This is a genomic window from Nocardia heshunensis (assembly GCF_054782115.1).
Genome location: NZ_BAAGTC010000030.1, coordinates 26,634 through 52,701 on the forward strand (window position 1 = coordinate 26,634; position 26,068 = coordinate 52,701).

At 69.1% G+C, this 26,068-nt stretch carries 24 protein-coding genes; 16 read left to right on the top strand and 8 right to left on the bottom strand.

What is annotated here, in order from left to right:
* Positions 1-31: 31 nt before the first annotated feature.
* The gene (locus tag ACYVN4_RS44170; RefSeq protein ID WP_460730123.1) at positions 32-634 is read left to right on the top strand and encodes an LbetaH domain-containing protein; all 603 of its coding nucleotides are present in this window, start codon (positions 32-34) and stop codon (positions 632-634) included.
* Here the strand turns inward: ACYVN4_RS44170 and ACYVN4_RS44175 are convergent.
* Genes ACYVN4_RS44175 through ACYVN4_RS44185 form a run of 3 tightly spaced genes read right to left on the bottom strand, consistent with a single transcriptional unit; the run spans position 600 to position 4,020 of the window.
* Positions 600-1,904: a lipopolysaccharide biosynthesis protein gene (locus tag ACYVN4_RS44175; RefSeq protein WP_460730125.1), complete on the bottom strand. Its 1,305-nt coding sequence runs from the start codon at positions 1,902-1,904 to the stop codon at positions 600-602. The two genes, ACYVN4_RS44170 and ACYVN4_RS44175, sit on opposite strands and share 35 nt — an antisense overlap.
* Entirely contained in the window at positions 1,901-2,785 is an 885-nt protein-coding gene (locus ACYVN4_RS44180; protein WP_460730127.1) for a glycosyltransferase family 2 protein, read from the bottom strand. The genes ACYVN4_RS44175 and ACYVN4_RS44180 overlap by 4 nt, the downstream gene beginning before the upstream one ends.
* Positions 2,782-4,020: a hypothetical protein gene (locus tag ACYVN4_RS44185; RefSeq protein WP_460730129.1), complete on the bottom strand. Its 1,239-nt coding sequence runs from the start codon at positions 4,018-4,020 to the stop codon at positions 2,782-2,784. The genes ACYVN4_RS44180 and ACYVN4_RS44185 overlap by 4 nt, the downstream gene beginning before the upstream one ends.
* A gap of 112 nt (positions 4,021-4,132) precedes the next feature.
* Between ACYVN4_RS44185 and ACYVN4_RS44190 the strand changes: the two genes are divergently transcribed.
* The 7 genes from ACYVN4_RS44190 (at position 4,133) to ACYVN4_RS44220 (ending at position 12,040) form a co-directional block, all read left to right on the top strand.
* Positions 4,133-4,681 carry a DapH/DapD/GlmU-related protein gene (locus ACYVN4_RS44190; protein ID WP_460730131.1) on the top strand — a complete coding sequence of 183 codons (549 nt, stop codon included), beginning with the start codon at positions 4,133-4,135 and terminating at the stop codon, positions 4,679-4,681.
* Entirely contained in the window at positions 4,681-5,784 is a 1,104-nt protein-coding gene (locus tag ACYVN4_RS44195) for a glycosyltransferase (protein WP_460730133.1), read from the top strand. The genes ACYVN4_RS44190 and ACYVN4_RS44195 overlap by 1 nt, the downstream gene beginning before the upstream one ends.
* Positions 5,781-6,524 (top strand): SGNH/GDSL hydrolase family protein, encoded by a 744-nt coding sequence (locus ACYVN4_RS44200; protein WP_460730135.1) that lies wholly within the window; start codon positions 5,781-5,783, stop codon positions 6,522-6,524. The genes ACYVN4_RS44195 and ACYVN4_RS44200 overlap by 4 nt, the downstream gene beginning before the upstream one ends.
* Positions 6,521-7,213: a YveK family protein gene (locus ACYVN4_RS44205; protein WP_460730137.1), complete on the top strand. Its 693-nt coding sequence runs from the start codon at positions 6,521-6,523 to the stop codon at positions 7,211-7,213. The genes ACYVN4_RS44200 and ACYVN4_RS44205 overlap by 4 nt, the downstream gene beginning before the upstream one ends.
* Positions 7,210-8,328: a YveK family protein gene (locus ACYVN4_RS44210; protein ID WP_460730139.1), complete on the top strand. Its 1,119-nt coding sequence runs from the start codon at positions 7,210-7,212 to the stop codon at positions 8,326-8,328. The genes ACYVN4_RS44205 and ACYVN4_RS44210 overlap by 4 nt, the downstream gene beginning before the upstream one ends.
* A gap of 62 nt (positions 8,329-8,390) precedes the next feature.
* Positions 8,391-9,107 (top strand): hypothetical protein, encoded by a 717-nt coding sequence (locus ACYVN4_RS44215; RefSeq protein ID WP_460730141.1) that lies wholly within the window; start codon positions 8,391-8,393, stop codon positions 9,105-9,107.
* Entirely contained in the window at positions 9,104-12,040 is a 2,937-nt protein-coding gene (locus tag ACYVN4_RS44220) for an oligosaccharide flippase family protein (RefSeq protein ID WP_460730143.1), read from the top strand. The genes ACYVN4_RS44215 and ACYVN4_RS44220 overlap by 4 nt, the downstream gene beginning before the upstream one ends.
* A gap of 6 nt (positions 12,041-12,046) precedes the next feature.
* Here the strand turns inward: ACYVN4_RS44220 and ACYVN4_RS44225 are convergent, their stop codons facing one another.
* From ACYVN4_RS44225 to ACYVN4_RS44235, 3 genes are read right to left on the bottom strand one after another with little or no spacing between them, the layout of a single operon-like run.
* Positions 12,047-12,823: a siderophore-interacting protein gene (locus tag ACYVN4_RS44225; protein WP_460730144.1), complete on the bottom strand. Its 777-nt coding sequence runs from the start codon at positions 12,821-12,823 to the stop codon at positions 12,047-12,049.
* 37 nt (positions 12,824-12,860) lie between these two features.
* The gene (locus tag ACYVN4_RS44230; RefSeq protein ID WP_460730146.1) at positions 12,861-13,436 is read right to left on the bottom strand and encodes a PadR family transcriptional regulator; all 576 of its coding nucleotides are present in this window, start codon (positions 13,434-13,436) and stop codon (positions 12,861-12,863) included.
* A 54-nt stretch (positions 13,437-13,490) separates the two neighbouring features.
* A complete protein-coding gene (locus tag ACYVN4_RS44235) occupies positions 13,491-15,035 on the bottom strand; it encodes an acyl-CoA synthetase (RefSeq protein WP_460730148.1) in 1,545 nt (514 codons plus the stop codon).
* 154 nt (positions 15,036-15,189) lie between these two features.
* Here ACYVN4_RS44235 and ACYVN4_RS44240 point away from each other — a divergent pair, with 154 nt between their 5' ends.
* Both ACYVN4_RS44240 and ACYVN4_RS44245 read left to right on the top strand, forming a co-directional pair.
* Positions 15,190-16,323: a PucR family transcriptional regulator gene (locus ACYVN4_RS44240; protein ID WP_460730150.1), complete on the top strand. Its 1,134-nt coding sequence runs from the start codon at positions 15,190-15,192 to the stop codon at positions 16,321-16,323.
* Between the two features lie 61 nt (positions 16,324-16,384).
* The gene (locus ACYVN4_RS44245) at positions 16,385-16,531 is read left to right on the top strand and encodes a hypothetical protein (protein ID WP_460730152.1); all 147 of its coding nucleotides are present in this window, start codon (positions 16,385-16,387) and stop codon (positions 16,529-16,531) included.
* A 95-nt stretch (positions 16,532-16,626) separates the two neighbouring features.
* Here ACYVN4_RS44245 and ACYVN4_RS44250 read toward each other — a convergent pair whose 3' ends face one another.
* Positions 16,627-16,836, bottom strand: a complete 210-nt coding sequence (locus ACYVN4_RS44250) for a TOBE domain-containing protein (RefSeq protein ID WP_460730154.1) — start codon at positions 16,834-16,836, stop codon at positions 16,627-16,629.
* A 167-nt stretch (positions 16,837-17,003) separates the two neighbouring features.
* Positions 17,004-18,074 (bottom strand): alpha/beta hydrolase, encoded by a 1,071-nt coding sequence (locus ACYVN4_RS44255; RefSeq protein WP_460730156.1) that lies wholly within the window; start codon positions 18,072-18,074, stop codon positions 17,004-17,006.
* Positions 18,075-18,299: 225 nt separating this feature from the next.
* Here ACYVN4_RS44255 and ACYVN4_RS44260 point away from each other — a divergent pair, with 225 nt between their 5' ends.
* From ACYVN4_RS44260 to ACYVN4_RS44285, 6 genes are all read left to right on the top strand, one after another.
* On the top strand, positions 18,300-19,700 hold the full coding sequence (locus ACYVN4_RS44260; RefSeq protein WP_460730158.1) for a condensation domain-containing protein: 1,401 nt from the start codon (positions 18,300-18,302) through the stop codon (positions 19,698-19,700).
* Positions 19,697-21,139, top strand: a complete 1,443-nt coding sequence (locus ACYVN4_RS44265) for an MFS transporter (RefSeq protein WP_460730160.1) — start codon at positions 19,697-19,699, stop codon at positions 21,137-21,139. Before ACYVN4_RS44260 ends, ACYVN4_RS44265 begins: the two co-directional genes overlap by 4 nt.
* A complete protein-coding gene (locus tag ACYVN4_RS44270) occupies positions 21,136-22,653 on the top strand; it encodes a glycosyltransferase family 39 protein (RefSeq protein ID WP_460730162.1) in 1,518 nt (505 codons plus the stop codon). The genes ACYVN4_RS44265 and ACYVN4_RS44270 overlap by 4 nt, the downstream gene beginning before the upstream one ends.
* Before the next feature lie 31 nt (positions 22,654-22,684).
* Positions 22,685-23,635: a glucosyl-3-phosphoglycerate synthase gene (locus ACYVN4_RS44275; protein WP_460730164.1), complete on the top strand. Its 951-nt coding sequence runs from the start codon at positions 22,685-22,687 to the stop codon at positions 23,633-23,635.
* A gap of 21 nt (positions 23,636-23,656) precedes the next feature.
* Positions 23,657-24,706 (top strand): alpha/beta hydrolase, encoded by a 1,050-nt coding sequence (locus tag ACYVN4_RS44280; RefSeq protein WP_460730166.1) that lies wholly within the window; start codon positions 23,657-23,659, stop codon positions 24,704-24,706.
* 92 nt (positions 24,707-24,798) lie between these two features.
* A complete protein-coding gene (locus ACYVN4_RS44285; protein WP_460730168.1) occupies positions 24,799-26,064 on the top strand; it encodes a PucR family transcriptional regulator in 1,266 nt (421 codons plus the stop codon).
* Positions 26,065-26,068 lie beyond the last annotated feature (4 nt).

The window sequence follows — 26,068 nt, forward strand, 5'->3', positions numbered from 1 at the left end:
CCGGCGACACCCGCCACCTAGGATGACCGGCATGGCTTCGGAGCAGTGGGCGTTGCGACTGCGGGTCGCCCGGGTGCTGGTGTATCCGCTGTGGCGCGGCGTCGCCTCGATCGACGAGGTGCGCGCCGATATCGCGTGGTGGGTGCGCTGCATCGATGCACCGAAACTGCTGGTGCTGGACGAATACTCGCGCTTTGCCTATCTCGCGGCGGCCCTGCCGGAATTCCGCACGCTCGTGCACTATCGGCTGCGCGGCCGCTCCCCCGTGCTGCGCCTGCTGTTGCGGGCCTGCTATCGGCCGATGCCGACGCTGACCCTGGAGGCCGACCGGATCGGTCCGGCGTTGTTCATCCAGCACGGGGTCGGCACCATAGTGACCGCGGAGTCCATCGGCAGTGAGTGCTGGATCAATCAGCAGGTATCGATCGGGCACGACGCGAAGGGCCGTCCGACGCTGGGTGATCGGGTGCGCGTGGGCGCGGGTGCCGTGGTGCTCGGGCCGATCACAGTGCACGACGGGGCGACCGTGGGAGCCAATGCGACGGTCATCCACGATGTGCCCGCCGGGGTGACCATGGTCGCGCCGCTGGCCACCGAGCTCACCGCTCGACCGCGCGGCGACGCACCAGCCTAGGCACCCACGCCAGATCCGGAATCACCTGGGCAAGCAGGGTGCCGAGCGCGGCCGCGGCGACCACGCCCACCGCGCCGAAGCGCGCGGCGACCACGATCCCGAGCCCGATGCTGAGGGCGGCCATCGCCACCGTCCAACCCGCTTGCCAGCGCGCCTCGTTCGGCCGGGTCAGCAGAACGTTCGCCGGGAGGTGCGCGCTCTGGACCACGAGCAGCGCGCCGAAGGCCAGCGCCAGTTCGAAGGACACGTCGATGCGACCGCCGGACAGGATCGAGGCCGCCCACGGTCCCAGCGCGCCCAGTGCGGCCGCACCCAGCGCGGCGATCCCGACGAAGATCCCGGTGAGGCGCCACCAGATGCGGACCGTTTCCGCCGATGCGCCACGGCGTTTCACGAATACCGGCCAGTACGCCAGGCCCGCGGTGGAGATCACCGACCAGGCCACGCCGTAGATCTGGGCGGTCAGGGCGTAGCGGGACAGCTCCGCCGGGGTCGAGAGATGCGACAGCAGCAACCGGCCGGTCTGCAATCCGGCGGGGAGGCCGACCCCGACGACGAACAGCCACAGGCTTCCCGCGAGCAGCCGGGTCCCGCGGCCCTCGACCGCGGCAAACGCCGAGCGGCCCAGACCCGAGAGCCGCAGCGCCGCAACGGTGCCGACGCCCTGCCCGGCCAGCACGCCGACCAGCGCCGAGACGCAGTACCAGATGGGGCTGACCCCGGCGGCCCACAACGTCAGCGTCGTCAGCAAGGCGAAGGCCGGACAGCTCATCAGCACCAGCGTCGCGAGTTCGTTGCGGTCGACGCCGATGAGAATGCGTACGCCGAGCCCGGCCGGGATGGTGAGGGCGAAAAGCATTGCCGCGAGGGTGATCGCCCAGCCGTCCTGCGGTCCGGAGGAGAATCCGGTCAGCGTTGCCCACCGACCGGTCGCCATGACCAGGAGCGCGGCGGCGACCAAACCCGCGGCCACTCCGAACAACACCCGATAGGCGCGGCGAATGACGTCGGCGGCCTGTGGATCCCGATCCAGTTCAGCGCTCGCGCTCAACACCGTCGCGCCGATACCGAGGTCCGCGAACGGGAACAGCAGGGTCACCGTGGCGATCAGCGACACCAGGCCGAAGACCGCCGCGCCGGTCTGCCGCACGATGATCGCGGTGTTCGCCAGGCCCAGCAGCGCGACGATCGGAGTGCCCGCGATGCGGTAGAGGGAGCTGCGCAGCAGGGCCCGGCGTTCGTGCGGCGCGAGCCGGGTCGGATCGGTCATCGGCGCAACAGGATCCGGACGCCGTTGAGCACGGCGTAGGCCAGCGCGAACGGGCCGGGGCGCCCGTGGCGCAGGGCCGCCCGCAGGGCACGGCCGACCCCGGTGATCGAACCGGCCGCGACGGCGGCGCTGACCGGGCTCGTACACAGGTAGTCGCCGCGGATGCGGGGTGACTCGTCACGCAGGTACTCGAGTCCCCAGGCGATGTAATCGTCCACCCGGTCGGCGCTGGACTGCGAAACCGATTCGGCCCCGACGTGATAGGTGCCGAGCACGGCGGGCAGTTGGATCAGGCGCACCAGGGGCAGTGCCCGTTGCACCGCCAACAGCCAGGTCGGTTCGTCGTGCACCGTCTCGGTGTCCCAGCCGACGGCCTGGGCGAGTCCGATCGGAAAGCACAGCGTCGACGTCTGTAGGACTGCATCGCCGACCCGCAGCGAGGTGAATCGGAACAGGTAGCGGGCCACCGATTCTCCGGGTGCGATCACCCGGCGCGGCCAGACCCGGCGGCGATCGCCCGGGCCCGCCACGGTGATCCGCGAGGAACAGATCCAGTCATCTCCAGCAACGGCCTCGACCCGAACCGCGTCGAGCTGCGAGCGCAGCTTCTCCGGCAGCCATTCGTCATCGTCGTCGAGCAGGGCGATCACGCTGCCCTCGGCGGCGTCGATGCCGGCCTGTCGGGCGGTTCCGGCGCCGACGCGACCGGCCGTGCGCACCACCGTGATCCGAGGATCGGAGGGCAGGTCCAGCGCAAGCCCCTCGGCGGCGACCACCACCACCTCCGCGACCGGCCGGGTCTGGCTCAACGCCGATTCCACCGCGCGGCGCAACGAAGCCCGCCCGACGGTCGGCACGACCGCGCTGACGGCGGGGTTCACGCTGTCTTTCGGAAGTGGATCGCGAAGTACGCGAGCACCAGACAGGCAAGCTCGGGAACCATGCCGTAGGTCCACGGCGCATAGAACAGGTCCCAGATTCCTTGCAGCGCAACCACGACGAACAGCGGAGCCCACCGACCCAGGCGGTCGTTGTTCCAGAACACCCCAGCACACGCCACCAGGATCATCAGCGGCAGCAACGCCGCCACCACCCCGCCCTCGGCCCAGGTGCCGAGCAGAATCGAATGGAACGCGGAGTAGTCGAACACCGGCAGCCGCCAGTACAGATCGAACGGGAAGGTCGGCGCGAAGCCGATCCGGATGGCGAGATGCTCTGCCCGCGCATACAACTCGGGCGTCAGATGCTGGGCGCTCCCCCAGCCCAGCAGCGGGCGCTCGGCGATGGCCGACAGCGTCATCGGCGGTTCGGTCCGCCCGGCCAGCAGCAACGGTAGATGCGTCGCATCCTGCTCGACCGTCTTGCGCTGCAAGGCTGGTCCGAACAACCCCGCCCGCGCCGCGATCGGCATGACGTACGCGAACACCAGCCCGAACCCGGTGACCCCGGCCAGTGACCAGCCCCGCCCGATCCGCGCGCCGAACACATGCCGGGTCGCCAGCCACACTGCCGCCACGATGCACACCAGCGCGTGCGAACGGAAATTCAGCCCCAGGCTCGCCAGCGCGAGCGCGGCGAGCGCACCGAAGATCACCATCGGCCGGGCCCGCAATCGAATCAACGCGTAGACCACCACCACCGTCACCGCATGCGCGATCCCGTACTTCCACAGATCCAGGAAGCGGCCGGTGTTGGTCAGTTCGATCCCCTTGAACAGGAAGAATCCGATGCTGCCCACGGCGATTCCGGCGAGCAGCGCCGCGAGCGCGTCGATCGAACGTGAGGTGAGGACCGCGAAACCGATGACATAGAGCGCGAATGCCGGGACCGCCAGCGCGTTCGGCCACAGGATGCTCACGTGGTTGACCAGACACGAAGTAAGGAACGACAGCCACGCCAGCGCGGCGACCACGATCGGCACCAGATCCGCACCACGGTGCGACATCAACGCGAATCCGGGCACGACCAGCAGGCAGATGATCGACAGTCCCGTCACCGTGAAGTTCGCGACCTGCATCCCACTGGTCGCCCCCACGACAATCAACGCGAGCCCCGAGGCGGACCGCCATCGCGGCGGAGCGGACGTATGTTCCGGCGTGAACCGCAGATCGGTCACTTGGTCCCCTTGAAGCGTCAATCCCCTTGTAGCAACGAACGACTGGCGTCCTGTTGGAAGATAACGGTACATTGATCACGCTGGGGGAGGCGGTCGCCAGGGGAAGGTGTACATGAGCGATGCCGGACCGGGGCGATCTCTGGCAGCGCGGCGGGGACACTCCTATGACAAGGGGCGTGGCCTGCTCGCACAGGTGTTGTGGGTGGCGGTATCGACGCTGATCTTCACCCAGGTGTGGTGCCCGAATCGGCTGCGGGTGGCGATCCTTCGGCTCTTCGGCGCGAATATTGGTACGGGAGTGCTGATCAGGCATCGGGTGAGCGTGCAATGGCCGTGGAAATTGACCGTCGGAAACGACTCCTGGATCGGGACCGGAGCCGAACTCTACAACCTGGAGCCGATCACGCTCGGATCGAATGTCTGTGTCTCTCAACAGGCTTACCTGTGCACCGGCAGTCACGACCGCCGGTCGCCGACCTTCGCGTTCGACAACGGGCCGATCGTCGTCGAGGACGGGGCGTGGGTGTGCGCGCGAGCCACGATCCTGCGCGGCGTCACCATCGGCGCGCATTCGGTGGTCGGGGCCACCGCGCTGGTCAGCGCCGACGTGCCACCGTATTCGATGGTGCGGCCACCACCGTCCGTGGTGACGCCACGCTGATGCGCATCCTGCACCTGGTCACCCTGGTCTCACCGGAGGGCGCCTACGGCGGGCCGGTGCGAGTGGCGTTCAATCAGGCGAGGGAATTGCTCGCGCGCGGGGACGAGGTGACCGTCGCGGCCGCCGAGCGCGGGTATCACACCGTGCCGACGATGATCGATGAGGTACCGGTGCGACTGTTCCCGGCCCGAACCCTGGTTCCCGCAACGGGTTTCGCCGGATTGGGAGCGCCCGGCCTGTGGCGGTGGGTGCGCCGACACGGCCGCGAATTCGACGTCGTGCACATCCACCTCGGTCGCGATCTGGTCACCTTGCCCGCGGCCGTGCAGGTCCGGCGCATGGGTAGGCCCTATATCGTGCAGCCGCACGGGATGATCGCGCCGAGCTCGCATCCGCTCGCTGTCCCCTTGGATGCCGGGTGGACCCGCAAGGTTCTGCGGGATGCCCGCGCCGTCTGCTTCCTCACTCCGAACGAGCACGACGAGCTCAGTGCCGTCGGCGGGCCGGGGCTGCGGCTGATGCAGCTGGACAATGGCGTGCCCACCTACCCGCCCGCGACCGCGGCCGCCACCCCCGAGGTGCTCTTCGCGGCCCGCCTGCACGCGCGTAAACAACCGGTCACGTTCGTCGAGATGGCAAAGACGTTGCTCGCCAATGGAACCGATGCCACCTTCACCCTGGCAGGCTCCGACGAGGGGGAAGGCCCGGCGGTACGGGCCGCGCTGGGCACCGACCCCCGGCTGCGCTGGATCGGTCCGCTGGAGCCGGCCCGTGTGCCCGAGCGAATGGCCGCGGCCGCCGTCTTCGTGCTGCCGTCCGTGCGCGAGCCGTACCCGATGGCGGTGCTGGAGGCGATGTCGGTCGGTGTGCCGGTGGTGATTTCACCCGACTGCGGCCTGGCGCCGCTGGTCGAGCGGACCGGCAGCGGCATCGTGACCACACCCGCACCGGGTCCGCTCGCGGCGGCGGTCGGCGCCCTGCTCACCGATCGCGACCGGGCACAGGCGATGGGTGAACGCGGGAGGCTGGCCGTGGCAGCGGAATTGGGCATGACCCGCATCGGCGACGCACTGCGCGAGATCTACGCCGAGGCAGCCCGATGATCAGGCCGAAGCCAGCCGACCTGGCGGCGGCGCTGCTCGCGATCGTGATCGTAGTCGGGCTCGTCTTCGCCCTGCGGGCCGAGCCGACCGGGCACCGCGAGAGCACCCCGGTGCGGCTCGCCGTGCCCGCACAGACCGGACCGACCGCCTTGTTCATCGGTGACTCCTACACGGGCGCAAGCATGCTCGCCGAGATGTCCTACGCCTGCCAGGCGGCGGTCCGTCTGGCGTGGGTCTGCGACCTGGCCGCCATGCCCGGCACCGGGTACATCAGCGGCGGGCAGGCCAATCGATTCCACGTCGACTATCTCGGCGACTCGACCTCGTTCGACGAACGGGTCGGACACCTGGCACACACCGCCGCCCCGAACATCGTCCTGCTCGACGGCGGCCGCAATGACAAGTTCGCACCGCTCGACGACGTGTACAGCGCGATCCGCGGCACGGTCTACGACGCGCACAATGCCTGGCCCGCGGCCAAGATCGTGCTCGTGCGACCACGTTTCCTGCGTACCCCCGCCGACGATCTCGGATTCGACGACGACTTCTTCGAGCGTCTGAAACGGGAACCGACCATGGCCGGTGTCTCGGTGATCGATCCGCTCGTCTCCTTCTCCGGCAGTGACACCGCCGCCCTGGTCGGCACGGACGGCATGCACCCCAACGCGGACGGCAACCTGCGCATCGCCGCCGCCTTGGTCGACAGCCTCACCACCGAAGGATTGGCGGCGGCACGATGAATTCCACTGTCCCGCAAGCACCCGCGGCGCTCCTGGAGTACGGGGTCCTACTACGGCGGCGCTGGCGCTGGGTAGTGTGGGGCATCCTGGCGACCCTGGCGGCCACCACGGTGTTCCTGCTGGTGCGGCCGCCGGTCTACCGGACGCAGGCAACCGTTTTCATCCGGACGCCGGGCGATGTGAGCCGGGTGATCGACGGCGGGGATTCCTACGCGAAGGCGCGCGGCCGCACCTACTCCGCACTGGCCAGCAGCCCGGATCTGGCCGCCGTGGTGGTCGGCGATCTCTCGCTGGCAACCGATCCGGTCCGCTTCGCCCAACGCATCTCCGCGTCCAGCCGGTCCGGAACCGTGCTGATCGACGTCGCCGTCACCGGCCCCACCGCCGACGAGACCAGCCGCACCGCCAAGGTCTTCCTCACCGACTACGCCGCGCTGGTCCGCACGCTCGAGACCGTGCCCGGCAGTCAGGTGCCGCGCGCCGAACTGGTGGTCGTCAACGAACCGAGCCACCCGGAGCGCGAAGTCGCCTGGGGCGCACCGATTTACGCCGTGGTCGCCGCGGCCGCACTGGTAGGCGCGATGCTCGGCGCCGGTGCGGCCGTGGCCCGGCGACTACTGGAACCCGACACCGAATCAGAAGCCGGCACCGCATCGGAACCCGCTACCGAAGACGAGGCGAACAGGTGAAACTGAACCAATTCGTTGCCCAATTGGGCAGGTACTGGGCGACTTTCGGCGCGGTCGCCGTAATCGTCGCCGCCGCGGGCATCGGTTTGGCCGTGCTGAGCCCGCCGCGCTACGTCTCGACAACCCAGCTGTTGGTGACGATCGAGGGCTCGACCACGGCCTCGGCCTACGAGAACGACACCGTCGTCAACGGCCGCGTCACCACCTACGTGGCACTGCTGAGCACCGACGCGGTCGCCCAGCGCATCGTCGATAAACTCGGACTGCCGGAATCGGCCCACGACCTGACGCGCGAGATCAGTGCGACCGTGGTGCCGCCGAAGACGGCCATCATCGATGTCGCGGTGACCGATGCGTCCGCCGACCGCGCCCACCGCATCGCGGCCACTCTCGGCACCGAATTCATCTCCTACGCAGACGCTCTCGAAACGCCGACCGGCGAGGACAAGCAGCAGGTGCACACGAAGGTGGTGACCGCCGCGAGCACCCCCGGCAGCCGGATCCCCGGTCAACTCGCGCTCGGCGGGCTCGGCCTGCTGGCCGGACTGCTGCTCGGCCTGGTGGCGGTGTGGATTCGCGGTCGCACCGATCCGATCCTGCGCAGCACCGCGCACATCGCGACGACGGGTGTCCCGGTGCTCGGCACGGTGACCCCGGTGGACGCGCCCTCGGAGCAGGAATTCCTCGCCTATCGGGGGCTGCGGGCCCACCTCGAGGAGCTGACCCCGGCCCCCGCGGTCTGGGTGATCGCCAGTGCCGCAGGCGAAGCCGATGTGGAGACGGTGGTGCGCAATCTGAGCCGCACCATCGAACGGCACGGCGGGCAGCCGGTGATCCTCACCGGTGACAGCACCGATCCGGTCCAGGCGAAGGAGTTGATCGAGCCCGCGCGCACCGACCACACCCATGTGCTGCTCGCCGCGCCACCGGTAACGAAAAGCGTGTCGGCATCGGTGTATGGAGAGTTCGCGGACGGTGTGATCCTGCTGGTGGCGCTCGGCGCGACGCACCGGCGCGCGGTGCGCGAGGCGGTCGCGCAACTGCGATCGGCGGCGGTCCCGGCGCCGGGCATCGTGGTGGCAAATGCGTGGAAACACAATCGAACTGAAGGATGACGTGGTGTCGTGTAGGTTCGGCCTTCGGGTCGGCTTCGCGATGTTCGAAGGGGGAAGTTGACGTGGATTTGTTCGATGTCGCGCGCTCGTGTGCCCGCCGCTGGTACGTGATCCTGCCGTTGCTGGTGCTGTGCCTGCTCTACGGCAAGCACACCTACGCCGCGGCCAAGCCGGTCTACTACGCCAATGCCGTCATCGGTTTCGCCCCACCGAGTTACCGCATCGACACCGCCCCCGCCGGCGAGCCGGTGCGCCGCAACGGCCTGCTGGACGTCGGCGGCGCAACGCTGCTGGCCAACCTCGCGGCGCTGGGCCTGCGCCAGCCCGCGGTCGTCGACAAGGTCGTCGCCGGGGGCGGTCAACCCAACTACGTCGCCCGCATCTTCCCCACCGTCACCGGCTCCCCGCAGATCCCGCTGGTCATGCTCGAGGAGACCTCCACCGACCCGCAGGCCACCGCCAAGACCTTGGAACTCGTGACGGCACAGGCGGATACGACGCTGCACGCGCTGCAGCAGAACGCCCAGGTGCCCGAGGATCAGATGGTCTCGTCGTTCACCGTGCAACCGCCCAGCACTCCCGTCGCGGCGCTGCCGTCGCGCACCCGCTCGACCATTTCGGTGGTCGGTGGCGGGGTCGGCCTGTCCATCCTGGTTGCCGTCCTGCTCGATGTGGCGCTCGCTCGCCTGGGGCGCAAGCGCCGCCACCCCGAAGCGCCGGGCCCGATCGGCACGGGTGAACCGGTGTCCACCAACAACCGGGCTGCGACGTCGATGTGAGTACCGCCGAAGTCGTCGCCGCACGATCCGGCGTCGGTGAGCGGCGGCAGGAAGCGAAACCGTGGACGCTGGCCGTCCTGTGCGTGCTGATCCCGGTGCTCCCGGCCTATGTCATTCCCGGCGGACCCCTGAAAAGCAATGGCGCACCGGCCAAGGTGCTCGCGGTCATGCTGTTCGGGCTCGTCGTGCTGGGCTTCCTGGCCAACCGCCGCGAGGGGCGCGAACGGCGGTTCAATCCCGGTGTGGTGGTGTTGCTCGCCTACTTCTTCACCTGGGTGATGATCTACGGGCTCGGGCTGCTGCACATCGACGACCCCCTGATCCAGGCGGCCAAGGCCCGCGCCATCATCGCCCTGGTCGCCAATATGGGTGCCGCGCTGTATGTGTTCACCAGGATAAAGACCAGCCGGGACCGCGATTTCGTACTCGGCGCGCTGCTGATCGGGCTCTCCTTCGAATGCGCGGTCGGGCTGCTGCAGGGCGTCAGCTCGCTGGACCTCCGGTTCCTGTTCAAGCCACCGGGTTTCATCGTCAATGCCGAGGACCTCACCCTCACCGAACGCATCGGCGCCAAACGCGTCATCGGCACCGCACAGCACGCCATCGAATTCTCGGTGCTGGCGGTGGCGGCGGTGCCGCTGGGAATCTACTTCGCGCGCAATGCCCGACGCACCGGCGTGCGGATCCTCGCGGGGCTGGGCGCACTGCTCGGGCTGGCGGCCATGCCCGCGGCGGTCTCCCGATCCGGGGTGATCTCGCTGGCCGTCGCGCTGCTGCTCTATATGTTCTTCTTCCGGGTCCGCGTCATCGTGACCGCCCTCGTCGCGCTGGTGATCGCGATCGGCGCGTACATCGTCATCTTCCCGACCGTCGTGGACGCGCTGTGGCGGACCATCATCGGGTCCGCCGACGATCCGAGCATCAAGCACCGCACCGAGGATTACGCGGGGGTCTCGCAGATCTTCCACGACCACCCGTATTTCGGGCTCGGGCTCGGCGGGCAGCCGCATCTGCTGGACAACGAATGGCTGCAGACGGTCGTGCAGGGCGGGGCGGTCGGGATCGCCGCCATGATCGTGCTCAGCGGCGGCGCGATCTTCGGGATATCGGCCAGCCTGCGCGCGGCGCGCACCGCCCGCGAACGCGAGCAGGCGTACGTGCTCGGCGCGGTGGTGGCCGCGATCCTGATGTCCAGCACCACCTTCGACCTCTTCTACTACCAGCAGGCGACGCTGCTGTTCTTCATCGGCTTCGCGCTGCTGTGGTCGACCTATTCGATTCCGCTGCCGGGGCCGGGCAGGCTCGCCGTGCCGTGGCGACGACCACCCGCGCCGGACGGCACCCCGCCTCCGCCCGACGAGAGAACGACGGTGGCCGCCGTGCAGACACCCCTCCCCGATGTCGAACCGCCGGTACCCGACATCGAATCACCCGTGCCCGACACGAAACCGCCTGCGGCCGACGTGAACTCGCCCACTGGAGACAAGGGCCTGTCTTCGGGCGTGCGCTGGAGCAGTGTGTCGATGGTGGGGCGCGAGATCGCGCGCACCGGGTTCACGGTGCTGCTGGCGCGCCTGATCGGGCCGGACGCGTTCGGCATCGTCGCACAGGCCACGGTGTACCTGGGCATCCTGAGTCTGCTGCTGGACCAGGGTTTCGCCAGCGCGTTGATCCAGCGGCCGACGCTCGACCGGTACATGCCCGGTGCGACGATGACGATCAATATCGGCGTCGGCGCGGTCCTGGCCGTCATCACCGTCGCCGTCGCGCCGGCCTGGGCGGCGTTCATGCACACCCCGGACCTGAAGTGGGTGCTGATCGCGATCGCCCCCAGCCTGATCGTGCGGGCCGCGTCGATCACGCCCCGCGCGATGTTGTGGCGCGAGATGGAGTTCCGCAAGAACGGCATCGCCGACATCACCTCCGCCCTGCTCGGCGGCGCGGTCGGACTCGCGGTGGTGCTCGCGGGCGGCACCTACTGGGCGCTGGTGGCCCAGCTCGTCACCACCGATGTGGTCATCGCGGTCATGCTGATCGCGGCCGCGGGCTCGTGGCCGAACCTGCGGCTGGGGCGACTGCGCGAGATCGCCGGGTTCTCCTGGCGCGCGTTCGCCGGTGCGGTACTGCTCAATTCGCTCGCCCGCAATGCCGACAACCTGCTCATCGGCCGCTTCCAGGGCGCACAGTCGCTGGCGTTCTACGCGCTGGCCTACCGGCTGCTGCTGTTGCCGGTCCAGTTGGGTGTGCAGAGCATCGGCTCGGTGCTGTTCCCGCTGTTCGCCCGGCTCGCCGACGATCTCCCCGCCCTGCGCGCGGAACTGGCGCGGGCGACCCGGTTCATGGCGCTGCTCGCCCTGCCCGGTATGGCGCTGGTCGCCATTGCCGCGCCCCAGCTCATCCAGCTCGTCTTCGGATCCGCCTGGGCACCCGCCATTCCCATCATCCGGGTGCTGGCGATGGCCGGTGCGCTGCAGGCGATCTACCAGCCGTCCACGATCCCGGTGATGCTGGGCCTGGGCTACGCGAAGCTGCAGTTGCACTACGCGATCCTGTGCACGGTGGTCTCGATCGGCGGCATCGTGGCGGGTCTACCGTTCGGCCCACTGGGCGTCGCCATCGGCTACAGCGCCGCGACCGTGGCCCTGGTCCCGGTCGAGTGGCTGGTGCGGCGGCGAGCGGCCGGGGTGGGCGCACGCGAACAATTCGCGCTGCTGATCCCCGGCCTACACATTGCCTGCTGGGTGGCCGCCGCATACGCGGCGGTCGCGCTGGTGCTGCACGGCCACAACTTCGCGATCCTGTGTGCAGGAACGGTATTCGCGCTCGCCGTCGGTGTCGGTGTGCTGCGGCTGGTGTACCGCGCTCAACTCGAGGAGATCCTGCACCTCGTGCAGCGGGTGCTGGGTAAGCGCGGCAGCCCGGTCAGCACCTAGCGGCCGTTACTCCATGCCGCGTTTGCCCGGCGTCCAGAACGGCTTCGTGACGATCGAGCGGCGCGGCCAGTTGCGTTCGCGCATCAGGTATTTGGTGATGAACTGGATGGTGCGCGCCTCGCCGGCCAGATAGGCGATGCCGGGCCGGTCGGGCAGGTTCAAGTCGGTAACGGCGGCCAGTAGGGTTGCCGAGGATGCGGCAGAAGCGTTGCCGCGCAACGGGTGTGACAGCTCAGTGTGGCGCGGCAGCGGCAGGCGGTCCTCGGGCGTGGCGGTTTCGATCGCACCGAAGACGGGCACCTCGGCCGGGATCGCGCGCAACATGGCGCCGAAGGCGACCGCGGCGGTCTCCTCACCCGCGAACAGGTGGTAGTCGGCGTTCGGGTGCAGGATGAAAGACCCCTCCGGAGGCCGGAATTGGACCAGCTGACCCGGGGTGACGGTGCGGCCCCAGCGTGCGCCGGGGCCGTCGCCGTGATCGAGCAGGCACAGGTCCAGCCAGCCCGCCTCGGGGTCGTGATCCCACACCGAATAGGTGCGCAGATCGCCGATGCGCGACAGCAGCCAGTCCGCGGACGGGTCGCCGGTGGCGATGCGGATCTGCTGGCCCGGCAGGCAGGCCAGGCCGCGGGTGTCGGCGACGCCGATGCGGACGCGGGTCATGCGGGCGGCGACGCGCTCGGTCTCGAGGACTTCGCCGGTGCGGAAGAATCGGTCGAGGACGCGGCCCTGCAGGCCGCGGGCGGGAGCGGGGGAGGTGGCGGAATTGTCGATGTGCGCCATGGGAATACCTTCGAACTTCGGGAGTGCCGGGCAACGGTCACTTCGGGCGTCGGCCGCGTTGCCGACGTTGTTGTCGGTGCTGCTCGCGATGCTGGTGCTGCACGTCGACGGCGAGTTGCGCCAACTCCCGGGTGGCCTTGACCAGCACCTCACGCACCTCCCCGATCACCTGCGGATCACCGTGTGAGTGCACGATCGCCTTGACCGCGGTCTTGAACAGACGCAGTGCGGGACCGGCGATCTCGGCGGCGTAGGGGTCGCGGAACGCGCCCCATTCACCGCGCTCGGTGGCCCGCGCCCAGATCCGGTCCAGCTGCTCGCCCTGCGTCTCGACCTCGCCGTGCCCCGCCTGGGTGGCGTGGAAAACCTTGCGGCTGCTGACGATTTCGAGTTCGACCAGGCCCTCGTCCTCGAGCTGCTGCAGGGTCGGGTACACCGCTCCCGCGCTGGGCCGGTAGACCCCCGCGCAGCGATCCTCCAACCGCGACATCAGTTCGTAGCCGTGCCCGGGCTGCTCGGCGATCAAGGCCAGCAGCGCCAGGCGCAACTCCCCCGGGCCGAAGAACCGCCCCACGGCCGGTCCCGGTCCGAAGTCGGAACGTCGTGGACTCACGGCTCCAAAGATATGTCTTTAGATATAGCGGAAGCAAGAGACAAAAAGTTGGCGTCAGTGCACCTGACGGTCGCTGTCGCCCCAATACTGCTTGCGGAGTTCACGTTTGAGGATCTTGCCCGCACCCGACACCGGCAGGGCATCGACGACCTCGAGGCTGCGCGGGGCCTTGTAACCGGCGATGCGCTCCTTCACGTGGTCGCGGATCTCCCCCAGCGCGACCGTGTGCCCGGGGTGGCAGACGAGCACCGCGTGCACCCGTTCGCCCCAATCCTGGTCGGGCACACCGATGACCGCGCAGGCCGCGACCGCGGGATGCGCGGCGAGCGCGTTCTCCACCTCGGCCGAATACACGTTCTCGCCGCCGCTGACGATCATGTCCTTCACCCGGTCGACGATGTAGAGGTAGCCCTGCTCGTCGAGGTAGCCGCCGTCGCCGGTGTGCATCCAGCCGGAGCGGACGGTCGCCGCGGTCTCCGCCGGACGGTTCCAGTACCCGAGCATCACGTGCCCGCCGCGCACCACGATCTCACCGACCGAACCGGGTGCGACCTCCTCGCCGTCCGCGTCGACGACGCGTACCTCGGCGTGCGGTACCGCGCGCCCCGCCGAACGCAGCCGCCCGGCCAGGTGATCGGCCGGGCTGAGCAGGGTGGCGACCGGGGCGAGCTCGGTCATGCCGTACGCCTGGCAGAAGCCCGCTGCCGGAAAGACTTTCATGGCCCGCTCCAGTACGGCCGCGGGAATCGGGGACGCGCCGTACATGATCATGCGCAGACTCGACAGGTCGTGCTCGGCAATCTCGGGGTGATCGACGAGCATCTGGATCATCACCGGCACCAGCACGGTCTGGTTGACCGCGTGCGCCGCGATCGCCCGCATGGTCGCGACGGGATCGAATGCCGGGATCATCACGTGGGTATTGCCCAGCAGCAGTTGGCCGTACCAGCCCGCGAGGTCGGCCAGGTGGAACATGGGTGCGGCGTGCAGGAAACACTGACCGGGCTCGAACAGGAATCCGCTCGATGTCGCGCCCAGGGCCGACACCGCCAGATTCGCGTGACTGAGCATGACGCCCTTGGGATGTCCGGTGGTGCCGCCGGTGTAGAAGATGCCCGCCAGTTGCTCTCCGCCGCGTCGGGCATCGGGGATCAGCGGCGTCGTGGACACCAGTTCCTCGTAGGACAGCATGCCGTCGGGGACCGGGCCGTCACCACAGTGGATCACGGTGCGCAGGTTCGGCGTGGCCGCGCGGATCGCGGGCAGCATGGGCGCGAACGCATCGTCCACCAGCAGGACGGCGGTATCGGAATCCACCAGGGAGTAGGCGATTTCGGCGGGGCTCCAGCGAATGTTGATCGGGTTCAGCACCGCATCCGCCCACGGCACCGCCAGCAGGTACTCGCTGTAGCGGTCGGAGTTCAACGCCAGGATGGCCACCCGATCGCCGTCGCCGACACCGGCCGCGCGCAGCGCCCCGGCCAGGCGCGCGACGCGATCGGCGACCTCGGCGAAGGTGCGGGTGCGCGCACCGCAGATGGTCATGACGCCGTCGGGGTGCTGCTGCACGGCTCGGTGCAGGCCCTGGGTGAGGTACATGGGAGTCCTTGTGCCGATCTACGAACAGGGTGGCGTGGGTTACACCCGATGAGTCTCGTGGCTGGCATTCCCCCAGGCCATGGAATGCGCTCCGAACTCCGCGGCACCGGGTTTGTTGGCTTCTCCAAACCGGCGTCGTATCGTCGTGGACGAGATGACATCGCGTACCCGCCTCCCTTCGCCTCGACAGCAGCTGCTCGAGCGGGTCCGCGCGGATCGCGCCCGACTGGCCGACGACATCGCGCGCCAGGCTGTCGCGGAGATCCCCGACTATGAGGGCACGGACCCGGCGGACCTCATTCCCACCACCACCGCGATGCTGCAACACCTCCTGGACGCGCTGAGCGAGACACGGGACCCGAGCGCGGCGGAAGTGGCGGCCTTCGCCGAGTACGGGCGGCTGCGGGCGCACCAGCGCATCTCCCTGGAGGGCGTGCTGCGCGCCTGGCGCATGTCGATCCGCCGACTGCTCGACGAATTCGGCAGTGTCGCACCAGATTCCGGGGCCGACGACCGCCTGCTACTCGAACTCACCAGGGAGACGCTCGACCTCGTCGACAGCGCCATTCTGGCGTTCTCCACCGGTCACCGGGAGGTGGAACTCGAACGCGCGGGCCGCGATCGGCAGGATCGCGCCGACTTCACCCGCGCCCTCCTGCTCGGCACGCTCACCGCCACCGACCTCCGCCAACGCGCCCCCGCCTACGGCCTCGACGTCGACCGCGACTACCGCGCCTTCCGCACCCACGCCAGCGCCGACCTCTTCCCCGCCGACCTGGTCCGCCACCTGCGCCCCTTCGCCCTCACCACCGTCGACGGCGACCTCGCCGGACTCACCGACCGCAAACCCCTTCTCGCCCTATCGTTCCCGATCGGCTTCGGCCCACCCACCCGCCCCGAACACCTCGACCATTCCTTCCGCCTGGCCAGCCGCACCCTCACCACCGCCCACACCTTCGGCCACACCGGCCCGCGCGATTTCGACGACCTCGGCCTCCTCCCCGCCGTCCTCGCCGACCCCGACCTCGGCGCCGAACTCTCCCGCCGCTACCTCACCCCCCTCGGCCACGGCGAAGCCGCCACCATCCTCACCCAAACCGTCGAGTGCTACCTCGACACCGGCCTCCGCATCGAGCCCACCGCCCAACGACTCATCGTGCACCCCAACACCGTTCGCTACCGCATAGGCCGCTTCGAACACCTCACCGCCTGCGACCTACGCCGCGCCCACATCGGCGCAGAGGTGTGGTGGGCCATCCACTACCGGAAGATAGGCTCCACACCATGACCAACGTGCGTCGGCTGGCAGTGACCATAATCGCCGGACTCGCGATGACGGCAATCTCCGCATGCTCATCGACGACCGGTACCGGCCCTGCATCGACAACCCCGGCAACGGCCGCCTGGTAGTCCCCGGCGATGCCAAGGGCGGCCGTTACGTCAACAACCTCGTCGACCTCCGCGTCGTCGATCTCGGTGCCGCCCAACCGAAATGAGTCGCCGCCGACTCAGAACGAGCCGGTCGCGGGGCGGAAAACAGCGACGCCGTGCCTACCGGGTTCGGTGGGCACGGCGACGGATTGCTGTTGGGTTACTCGACGCCGAGGGTGACCTCGGTGGACTTGACGAGGACCTTGACCGCCGACCCTTCGGCGAGGCCGAGATCCTCCGCCGCTGCGCGGGTGATCGACGAGGTCACCTCGTCGCCGCCGTTGAGGCGGACGCGGACGACGGCCATGGCCTCGCCCAGGGTGATCGCGGTGACAGTTCCATCCAGTTGGTTACGGGTGCTCAATCGCATGGCGCCGACCCTACGCCAAAAAATCCCGGACAGCCGGTATTGAACCGTGCGCCGAAACACATGCTGAACAGGACGAATACGCAGATTCGGCGGCGATCATCGTTCGGGTCCGAGGCTGCGGAGAGCACGCCTGATCCCGTCCGAAATTGCGGATTCGTAACCGGGAGTCAGTTTTCGAGGGCGTGCGCGAAGAGTGGCCAGGAGTTGTGGAGGTCCTGTTGCCAGTAACCCCAGGAGTGGGTGCCGAGCGGTCGCAGGTCGAAGGTGGCGGGGACGTCGAGTGCGCTGAGACGGGCCTGTAGGGCGAGGGCGCATTGGTGGGTGATGGCTTCGAGGACGACGCCGGATGTCAGCTGGCCGAGCAGTTTCGACGCATCGCCGCGAATGCCGGGGCCGTCGGGGGTGTCGAGGGGGCCCGGTAGCCCGGTTCCGGTGGAGACGTAGATCGCGGTGCCACGCAGGCGGTCTGCCTGCAGGTACGGGTCGGCCGCACGCCATGCGGGGTCGTCGAGTGGGCCCCACATATTGAGGACGTTGCCTGCCCAGCGGGCGACGACGGCGCTCACGATGGCCTGGCCTTGGAGATCACTCGTGCTCGCGCAGCCGCTGTAGGAACCGATGGCCCGGTAGCGGCCGGGTGCGGCCAGCGCGAGTTGGAAGACAGAGGTGCCCGCCATCGAAATCCCCGCGATGGCATCGGCTCCCGACCCGTGCAGCGCCGAGTCGATGATCGGTGGCAACTCCCGGGTCAGAAAGGTGGTCCAGCGCTGGCGGCCCAGGATCGGGTCGTCGGCGCGCCAGTCGGTGAAGTAGCTGCCGCGCCCGCCAAGGGGAATCGCGACGGTGACCTGCTTGTCGGCAAAGAAATCTGCGATATCCGTCTGCTCGAACCAGCTGCTGCGATCGAGGCCGCCATTGGCCCCGTTCAGCAGATACAGCACCGGCGCGGGCGCCGAACCATCCGGTGCGCGAAGGACTTTCGTCGTGATGACGGTGTCCATGGCCGCCGAGTACACGCGCAGGTCGACCATGCCGCCCGCGGCGTCGGCAGCGTCGACGAGATGGGAGCCGTCGTCGGCCGGACGCGCGTCGGCCTGCAGGTCGGCCAGCGAGACCGGCCCCGGCCCGCTGGCTGCCGTTGCTCCCGCGACCGCGGGCAGCGCCCACACCATCACCAGTACCGCGACGGCACGACACAGCCCCGCGCGCCAGCGCTGCTGCCCAGGGTATTCCGTCATGTGCGCTCCCGAGATCGACCTTCGCTCGGGCAGGGTAGGGACGAACTCGGCTGAGCGGCAAGGGTCTTCGGGCAGTCGCCGCCCGCGCGGCAGGTGGGCCGAAGCGAGTCCTGGGATTGTTCACAGACTTCCGCGATCCCCGCTGTGCCGGGTCGGCGCGGTGTCGTTGACTACGGGCTCCGGAACGAGCGTGCTCCGGGACACCCGCTGTGAATCGAGGCATTCGTGGTCGACTTCGGCCTTTTCGACGATTGGCATCCGGCGCCCGGCCGGGTCACCGGCTGGACCCTCGCGCCGCGGTCGCACGCGGCCATGCTGGCCGCACCACCGCATCCCGCGCCGCCGTCCTATCAGCAGGAGCAGTATCTGCGGGCCACGCTGCGCAATGTGGGTGCGGGCCGGCGCGCCTCGCGGCTGTGCATGATCGTTTTCGAGCTGCCCGAGCGGCCGGACCCGGCGGCCATGACGCGGGCCATCGTCCGCTTCCTGCGGCGGCACGATACGTTCGCGAGCTGGTTCACCCACGAGCCCGACGGATCCGTGGTGCGGCGCACGGTCGCCGCCGAGGCGATCGACGTGGTCGCACGCGATTACGGGCAGCTGGACACCAGCGCCGAGATCCGCGCGAAGGTGCAGGCGACGACGCCGGACGCATTGCATTGGGACTGCTTCGGTTTCGGCGTGATCGAGCACGAGCGCTCGTTCACCGTCTATGCCGCCGTCGATCATCTGCACACCGATGGCGTCGCCCAGGCGCTCACCTGTACCGATCTGCTCATGCTGTATGGGAGCGAATTGTCCGGCGGGACACTCGAACTCGCGCCCACGGGCAGTCATCTCCGGTATTGCACCCGCGAGCGAGCCCGCAACGCCCAGCTGCGCCCCGACTCCGCCCCGGTGCGGACCTGGGTGGAGCTGCTGCGCCGCAACGACGGCGAAATGCCGTCGCTGCCGGTAGATCTCGGCACCTCGGGCGGGTCCGGATACCACTCCGGCGCGCAGCTCACGCTCCCGCTGTTCGACGCGGCCGCCGCCGACCGGTTCGAGGACGCGTGCACCGCGGCGGGTGGGCGGTTCCTGGCCGGATTGTTCGCGGCGCTGGCGCTGACCGGCCGCGAATCGGCCGAGCAGGAACGGTATTTCGCGCTGACCCCGGTCAATACCCGCGACATCGCGGCGGAGCAGACGTCGATCGGCTGGTACACGAATCTGGTGCCGATCGCCTTCGATCTCGCGGCACAGGATTCGTTCGCCGAGCTGGTCGTCAAGGCGCACCGGGCCTGCGACGCGGCCAAGGACCTCACCCACGTGTCGCCGCATCGCGTGCTGGAAGTGGTTGCCGGAGAGCCCGGTATCCGCACCGACCCGGGGTGGGCAGCGACCATGCTCTCCTACGTCGACGTGCGCAAGATCCCCGGTGTCGAGATGTTCGACAAGATCAAGGGCGGCATGTTCGGCAGCAATGCCGCCGCCGGTGCGGTCTACCTCTGGGTGAACCGATTCCCCGACGTGACGACCTTGAGCCTGCTGTTCCCGGATACACCCGAGGCGCACGCGTCGATCGAGCGGTACGTCAAAACCCTGGTCGCCGTGTGCACCTCGATTACGGCCGATGCACCGCGATGATCGCGCCGATCTCGGCCGACGGCACCAGCGTTCGGGCCGTGCCGCCCGCCGCGGCCTGGGGAGCCCTGGCGGCGTGTCTGCTGGCGGTCTTCATGCAGATGCTGGACCTGACCATCGTCAATACGGCACTGCCCGTGCTGGCCCGGGATCTGCGCGCACCCGGCTCGGCGCAGTTGCTGGTCGTCGCCGGGTACAGCGTGACCTTCGCGTGTGCGCTGCTGACCGCGGCACGGCTCGGCGAGATCCACGGTCGCCGAATCGTTTTCCTGGTCTCGATGGCCGGTTTCGTCGCCGCGTCGCTGTGGTGCGGCTGCGTCGAGGACGTGACCGCGCTCATCGCCGGTCGGCTGGCGCAGGGGCTGGCCGCGGCCGGACTGGCCGCCCAGACCGTGGCCATCGTCAACGCGAGTTTCGCTCCGGGACGACGGGTGCTCGCGTTCGGCATCTACGGCGCGGTGGCCGGATCGGCCGGTCTCGCCGGACCGTTGGCGGGCGGAATGCTCATCGCCGCCAACCCTTTCGGACTGGGCTGGCATGCGATCTTCCTGGTCAACGCACCGATCGGGGTGGTGGCCTGCGCACTGGCCCACCGCTACCTGCACGTCGGCGCGGCGCACGCGCCCGGACGCCTGGACATCCCCGGCGTACTCCTGTCGGCGACGGGCCTGCTCCTCGTGCTCTACCCGACGACGGTGGGACGCGAACAAGGCTGGCCCCCGGTGCTTTTCGCCATGATCGTGGTCGGCCTGGCGGCACTGGTTTGGTTCGGATGGCGGCTGCGCGGGTCGGGAACCGGGCTGGTGTCCCCCGCCGTCTTCGCCGACCGCGGCTTCGTCGTCGGGGCGGTGGCGATGATGGTCTTCTACGGCATCTTCACCGCGTTCCTGCTCATCGTGTCGGTGACGGCCCAAACCGGGCTGGGCCTGACCGCGCTGCGGACGGCGGAACTCATGGCGCCCTTCGTACTGGGCGCGGTACCCGCGGCGGTCACCGCACCGATTCTGGTGGCCCGCACCGGGGCTCGGGCCCTGACCCTCGGTGTCGTGCTGTTCGGCCTGTCACTGGCCTGGATCGCGTCGACGCTCGACCCGGTCCGGGCGGGGATCGACACGCATACCCTCGGCGGACCGGTCTTCCTGGCCGGGGCGGGCATGGGATGGTTCGCCGCTCCGCTGCCCGCGCTGCTGACCTCGCGGTTGACCACCACGGTCGGCGATTCGGCCTCGGGGCTGGTGCCGACTGTGCAACAGCTCGGCAGCGCGATCGGTTCGGCGCTGCTGGGTTCGCTGTTCTTCGCCCGGCTCGGCGCAGTCTCGCCTGCCACGGCGCACACCTACCTCGCGGCGTGCGGCACGTTGCTGTGGGTGCTCTCGGGACTGGCCCTCGCCGTGGGCGCGCTGACCCTGGCCATGCCACGTCAACCCGGTGAGCCGCGATGACGCGGGCGGACAACGGATTTGCCACGGTTCCGACGCTGTCGATCGCCGCCGTCGCCGCGGTGGCGCTGCTCGCGCGGTGCGCGCGCTACGACTATTTCGGCGATGAACTGTATTTCCTGTCGGCCGGACGGCATCTCGCCGCCGGATACGTCGATCAAGGCCCGCTGGTTCCGGCACTGGCCCGCACCGCGGAGTTGCTTGCGCCGGGTTCACTGCCGGTATTGCGAATCGCCGCGATCGTGGCGGGGATCGCGGCCATCGTCACGACGGCGGCCACCGCGCGCGAACTCGGAGGGGGCCGCAACGCTCAGATCGCTGCGGCCCTGACCTACGCCACCTGCCCGTTCCTGATCGTGCAGACCGCCTCGCTGTCGACCTTCGCCTTCGACACCTCGTTGTCCGCGGCCGCGATCTGGCTGCTCATTCGCTGGGTACGCACCGGCCGCGACCGAATGCTGATCGCCGCGGCCGTGGTTGTGGCGCTCGACATTCAGGTCAAGCTGCTGGTCGCGGTGCTGCTGGTGGGGCTCGGCATCGGATTTCTCACCGCCGGACCGCGGACGCTGGTGCGGCGACCCGCGGCCTGGGTCGGTCTCGGGGTCATCGCGCTGTCGGCGGCCCCGAGCCTGTGGTGGCAATATCGGCACGGCTGGCCACAACTCGCGATGGGCGCGGTCATCGGCGCGGAACAGCGCCTCGCCACCGGCGGGGTGGCCGGGTTGCCGCTTCAGTTCGTCCAGCTCGCCGGGCTGCTCGGCATTCCGGTGGCGCTCACCGGGTGCTGGGCACTGGTCACCGTTGCTCGTTGGCGCGCTTACCGGTTCGTTGCTGTCGCGGTCGCGGTGGACCTCGTGTTCGTGGTGGCGACGGACGGTCGACCGTACTATGCGACCGCGTACTTTCCCGTCCTGTTCGCCGCCGGGGCAACATATCTCGCGGATCGGGCCGCACGTTCGCGTGTGACCAGCGGTGCGCTCGTCGCCGGTGCGGCAGTGTCCGCCGTACTGGCCATCGTCGTGGTGTGCGCGCTGCCCTTGACCGGCTCGCAGCTACACCACCCGACCGATACCCGGGCCGAACTGTCCTCGCGCCTGCGTGTGTTCGGGACCAGCGGCTGGGACCATCTGATCGCCGCCGTCGACGCGGCGTACCGGACGTTGCCACCCGAGCAACGAATCCACACCGTCGTGATCACTCAAAACTACTGGCAGGCAGCGGCTCTCGACATACTCCCCACGGCTCCGCTACCCGTCTACAGCCCCAACCGGGGCTTCTCGATATTCGCGACGCCACCCGAGACCGCGACCAGCGCGCTGTACGTGACGGCCGGAGCATCGGAACTCCCTGTGCGCCGGTCGTTCTCGTCCGCGTACCCGATCACCCGCCTCGACGACCCGCTCGGTTTTCCCGGCATCGACCGCCGGGTCACCATCTGGCGCTGCGACCACCCGACGCGACCCTGGCCCGCCCTCTGGACCGAGTTGACCACCGACACGTTCGATCCCGGTCTGTGAGCACCGCCCACACCGACGACAGGAGCCCTCGATGACCCCCGCCACCGACTCCATGCGATTCGAACACCCTTGGACGACAGCAGAACTCGCCCGGCGCAAGGGCGATCACCGGATCTCTGTGGTGCTTCCCGCCTTGAACGAGGAGGACACCGTCGCCGGTGTCGTCGAATCGATCCGGCCGCTGCTGGGCGGTCTGGTCGACGAGCTGCTGGTGATCGACTCCGGTTCGACCGATCACACCCGGGAGCGCGCCCACGCCGCCGGTGCGACGGTCTACACCCGGGAGGAGGCGCTGCCCGGGGTCGCGCCACGCCCCGGCAAGGGCGAAGTGCTGTGGCGCGCACTGGCGGTGGCCGAGGGCGATCTGATCGTGTTCATCGACTCCGACCTCGTCGCGCCCACCCCGCGGCTGGTGCCCGCACTCGTCGCGCCACTGCTGTTCGACGAGGGACTGCGGCTGGTCAAGGGCATCTACCGCCGCCCGCTGCGCGCCGAGGCGACCTACGATCTGGACGGCGGCGGCCGCGTCACGCAACTGGTGGCGCGCCCCTTGCTGGCCGCGCTCGCGCCGCCGCTGGCCGAGCTCGCGCAGCCCCTCGGCGGCGAATACGCCGCGACCCGAGGACTTTTGACCGCCATCCCCTTCGCTCCCGGCTACGGCGTGGAGATCGGCATCCTGCTCGACTGCTGGCGACGCCACGGCCTGGACGCGATCGCGGAAGTGGAACTCGGCACCCGCATCCACCGCAATCGACCGACCCACGAATTGGCGGCCATGAGCCGTCAGGTCATCGCCACGCTGCTCGACCGCCTCGGCGTCGCGGACTCCGGCGCTCCCCTCCCCCAGTTCACGCTCGACGGCTCGGCGTGGCGGCGTGACCTCAGCGCCATCGGCCCCGCCGACCGCCCACCGATGGAGACCGTGCTGCACCGGCCGCTCGAATCTACCTCCACCACAGTGCTTTCCGAACGCGGCGCGTAACCGAGGACCCGGAGGAACCCCATGCCCGCATCCCCACGCCCCGGCCGCCGATCCTGGTTTGTCGCCGCATTGTTTCTCGTTCTGACGCTCGCGAGCGCCGCGACCGTGGCGACCGCCGAACCCACGCCGACCGATGCCGACGGCTCCCATCTCGACCACATCGACACACAGCAGGGCGATACCTCCGACATGTACGTGTATTCGGCCGCGATGAACACGGTGATCAAGGCCCGCGTGCTGCGCGCCGCCGATCCCGGCCGCCCGGCGCCCACGCTCTATCTGCTCAACGGCGCGAACGGTGGCGTCGGCGGGAGTTGGTACGACGAAACCGATGTCGCGGGATTCTTCGCGGACAAGCAGGTCAATGTGGTGATCCCGATCGGCGGCGCGGGCAGCTATTTCACCGATTGGCGCGCCGCCGACCCGATCCTCGGACGGCCGCGCTGGACCACCTTCCTGACCCGGGAACTGCCGCCGATCGTGGATACGGCCTTGAACGGCAACGGCAGCAACGCCATCGCGGGGATCTCGATGGCCGGGACGGCGGTCTTCCAGCTGGCCGAGTCCAGGCCCGGGCTCTACCGCGCCATCGCCTCCTACAGCGGCTGTGTGCCGACCAGCGATCCGCTCGGGCAGGCCTTCGTCACCGCGGTGGTCGCGCGGCAGGCCGGGAACGCCGCGAACATGTGGGGTCCGCCCGGCGATCCGGAATGGGCCGCGATGGACCCGGCCCTGCACGCCGATCGCCTGCGCGGCACCGCCATCTACATCTCCACCGGCAGCGGACTGCCCGGGCCCCTCGACACCGCCGACGCGGCGCACGGCGACCTGATCCAGCTGACCTGGCAGCTGCTGTTCGGTTCGCCGCTCGAGACCTTGGCCGACGACTGCACCCGCCGACTGCAGGAACGCCTGCGGCAGTCCGCGGTCGCGGCGACCTTCGACTTCCGGCCCACCGGCACCCACTCGTGGGGGTACTGGCAGCAGGATCTGCATCGGTCCTGGCCACAGCTGGAAGCCGCCCTCACCGGCTGTGAGGTGTCACAGGACGGGGCCCATCCGATTTGCTGACTATTCACGCAGTAATCGCGTGTCCGCCCGCGCGAATCGAGTGATCGATAGCTTCGGATCGAATACCTCATCGGGGCGGAAGGGAGTTCTTGATGGTGATCATCGATTCGACTCGATCGGAGCTGGCTGTGGCGGGCACGCCGCTGTCGACGGCGCTGAAGGACGCGCGCGAGCTGTCCCGGCGCATGGTCGGCCATTTCGTGGAGACCGTGGTGCCGTGTGCGACGCTGCCCGGCGACGCGCTGCGCGGTGACGTCACCATGATCACCCGCACCTGCCTGGAGCTGGCCTCGAGCATGCTCGACGGCCGCGACATCCCCGAGAAGACCAAACGGCTCGAGAACGCCGCCGCGGGGTGGGCCCGCGAAGGCATCCCGATCGATACCATCCACCATGCCATCCACGAGGGGTTCAAGCTCGGCCTCGATCTCGTAATGACCAGGGCCACTGGCAATTTCACCCGCAAGGACGCCACCCACGGCTGGACGGCGACGGACTACGACAATATTGTCGACGGCGCCAAACTCGTTGTCGAGCTGCTGGATCGGATGACCACGGCGGTGTCGGTGTCGTATGTGCGCGAACTGCGGGCGGTGGTCAGCGAGCATCACACCGCCGTGCACACGCTCACCTCGGCCCTGCTCGGCGGGCACAGCACCTCCACCATGGCCCGGGAATGCGGGATCGAGATCGCGGACTCGTATCGTGTACTGGCCGTGGCGATTCCACCGCATCCCGACGAACACAGCCCGGTGGTCGACGGGCAGGTCGTGGCGCGGCGCAAACTGCGCCGGATCCAGGCCGAGCTGGCCTCGCGGTATCCGAGGCAGGCGCTGTCACTGCTCAGCGTCGACGGCGGCACCATCCTCATCCCGGCCGACGCGCTGCACGACGACGAACTCGACGCCCTCGTCGCCCATCTCGCCCGCGCCGCCCAGGTCCCCATCACCGCGACCGTGACCCAGGCTGCGCCCCAACAGATTCCGGGTGCCACCGATCAGGTGCACGAACTGCTCGACATGGTGCTGCGACTCGAGCTCGAGGACCGCCTGTACCGCTTCGACGATCTGTCACTCGAATTCCAGCTCACCCGCCCCGGCCCCGGCCGCGACCACCTCGACACCCTCCTGGACCCCCTCGACGAAAGCCCCGAACTGCTGCAGACATTGCAACTCCACATCAGCAACAACCTCAACCGCCAACGCACGGCCCGAATCCTGCACGTACACACCAACACCATCGACTACCGCCTCAAACGCATCACCCAACTCACCGGCTTCGACCCCTGCCAGACCACGGGATTGTGGTATCTGAGATCGGCTTTGGTCGCGCGTACCTACCGCACCATCGACGGCTGAATCG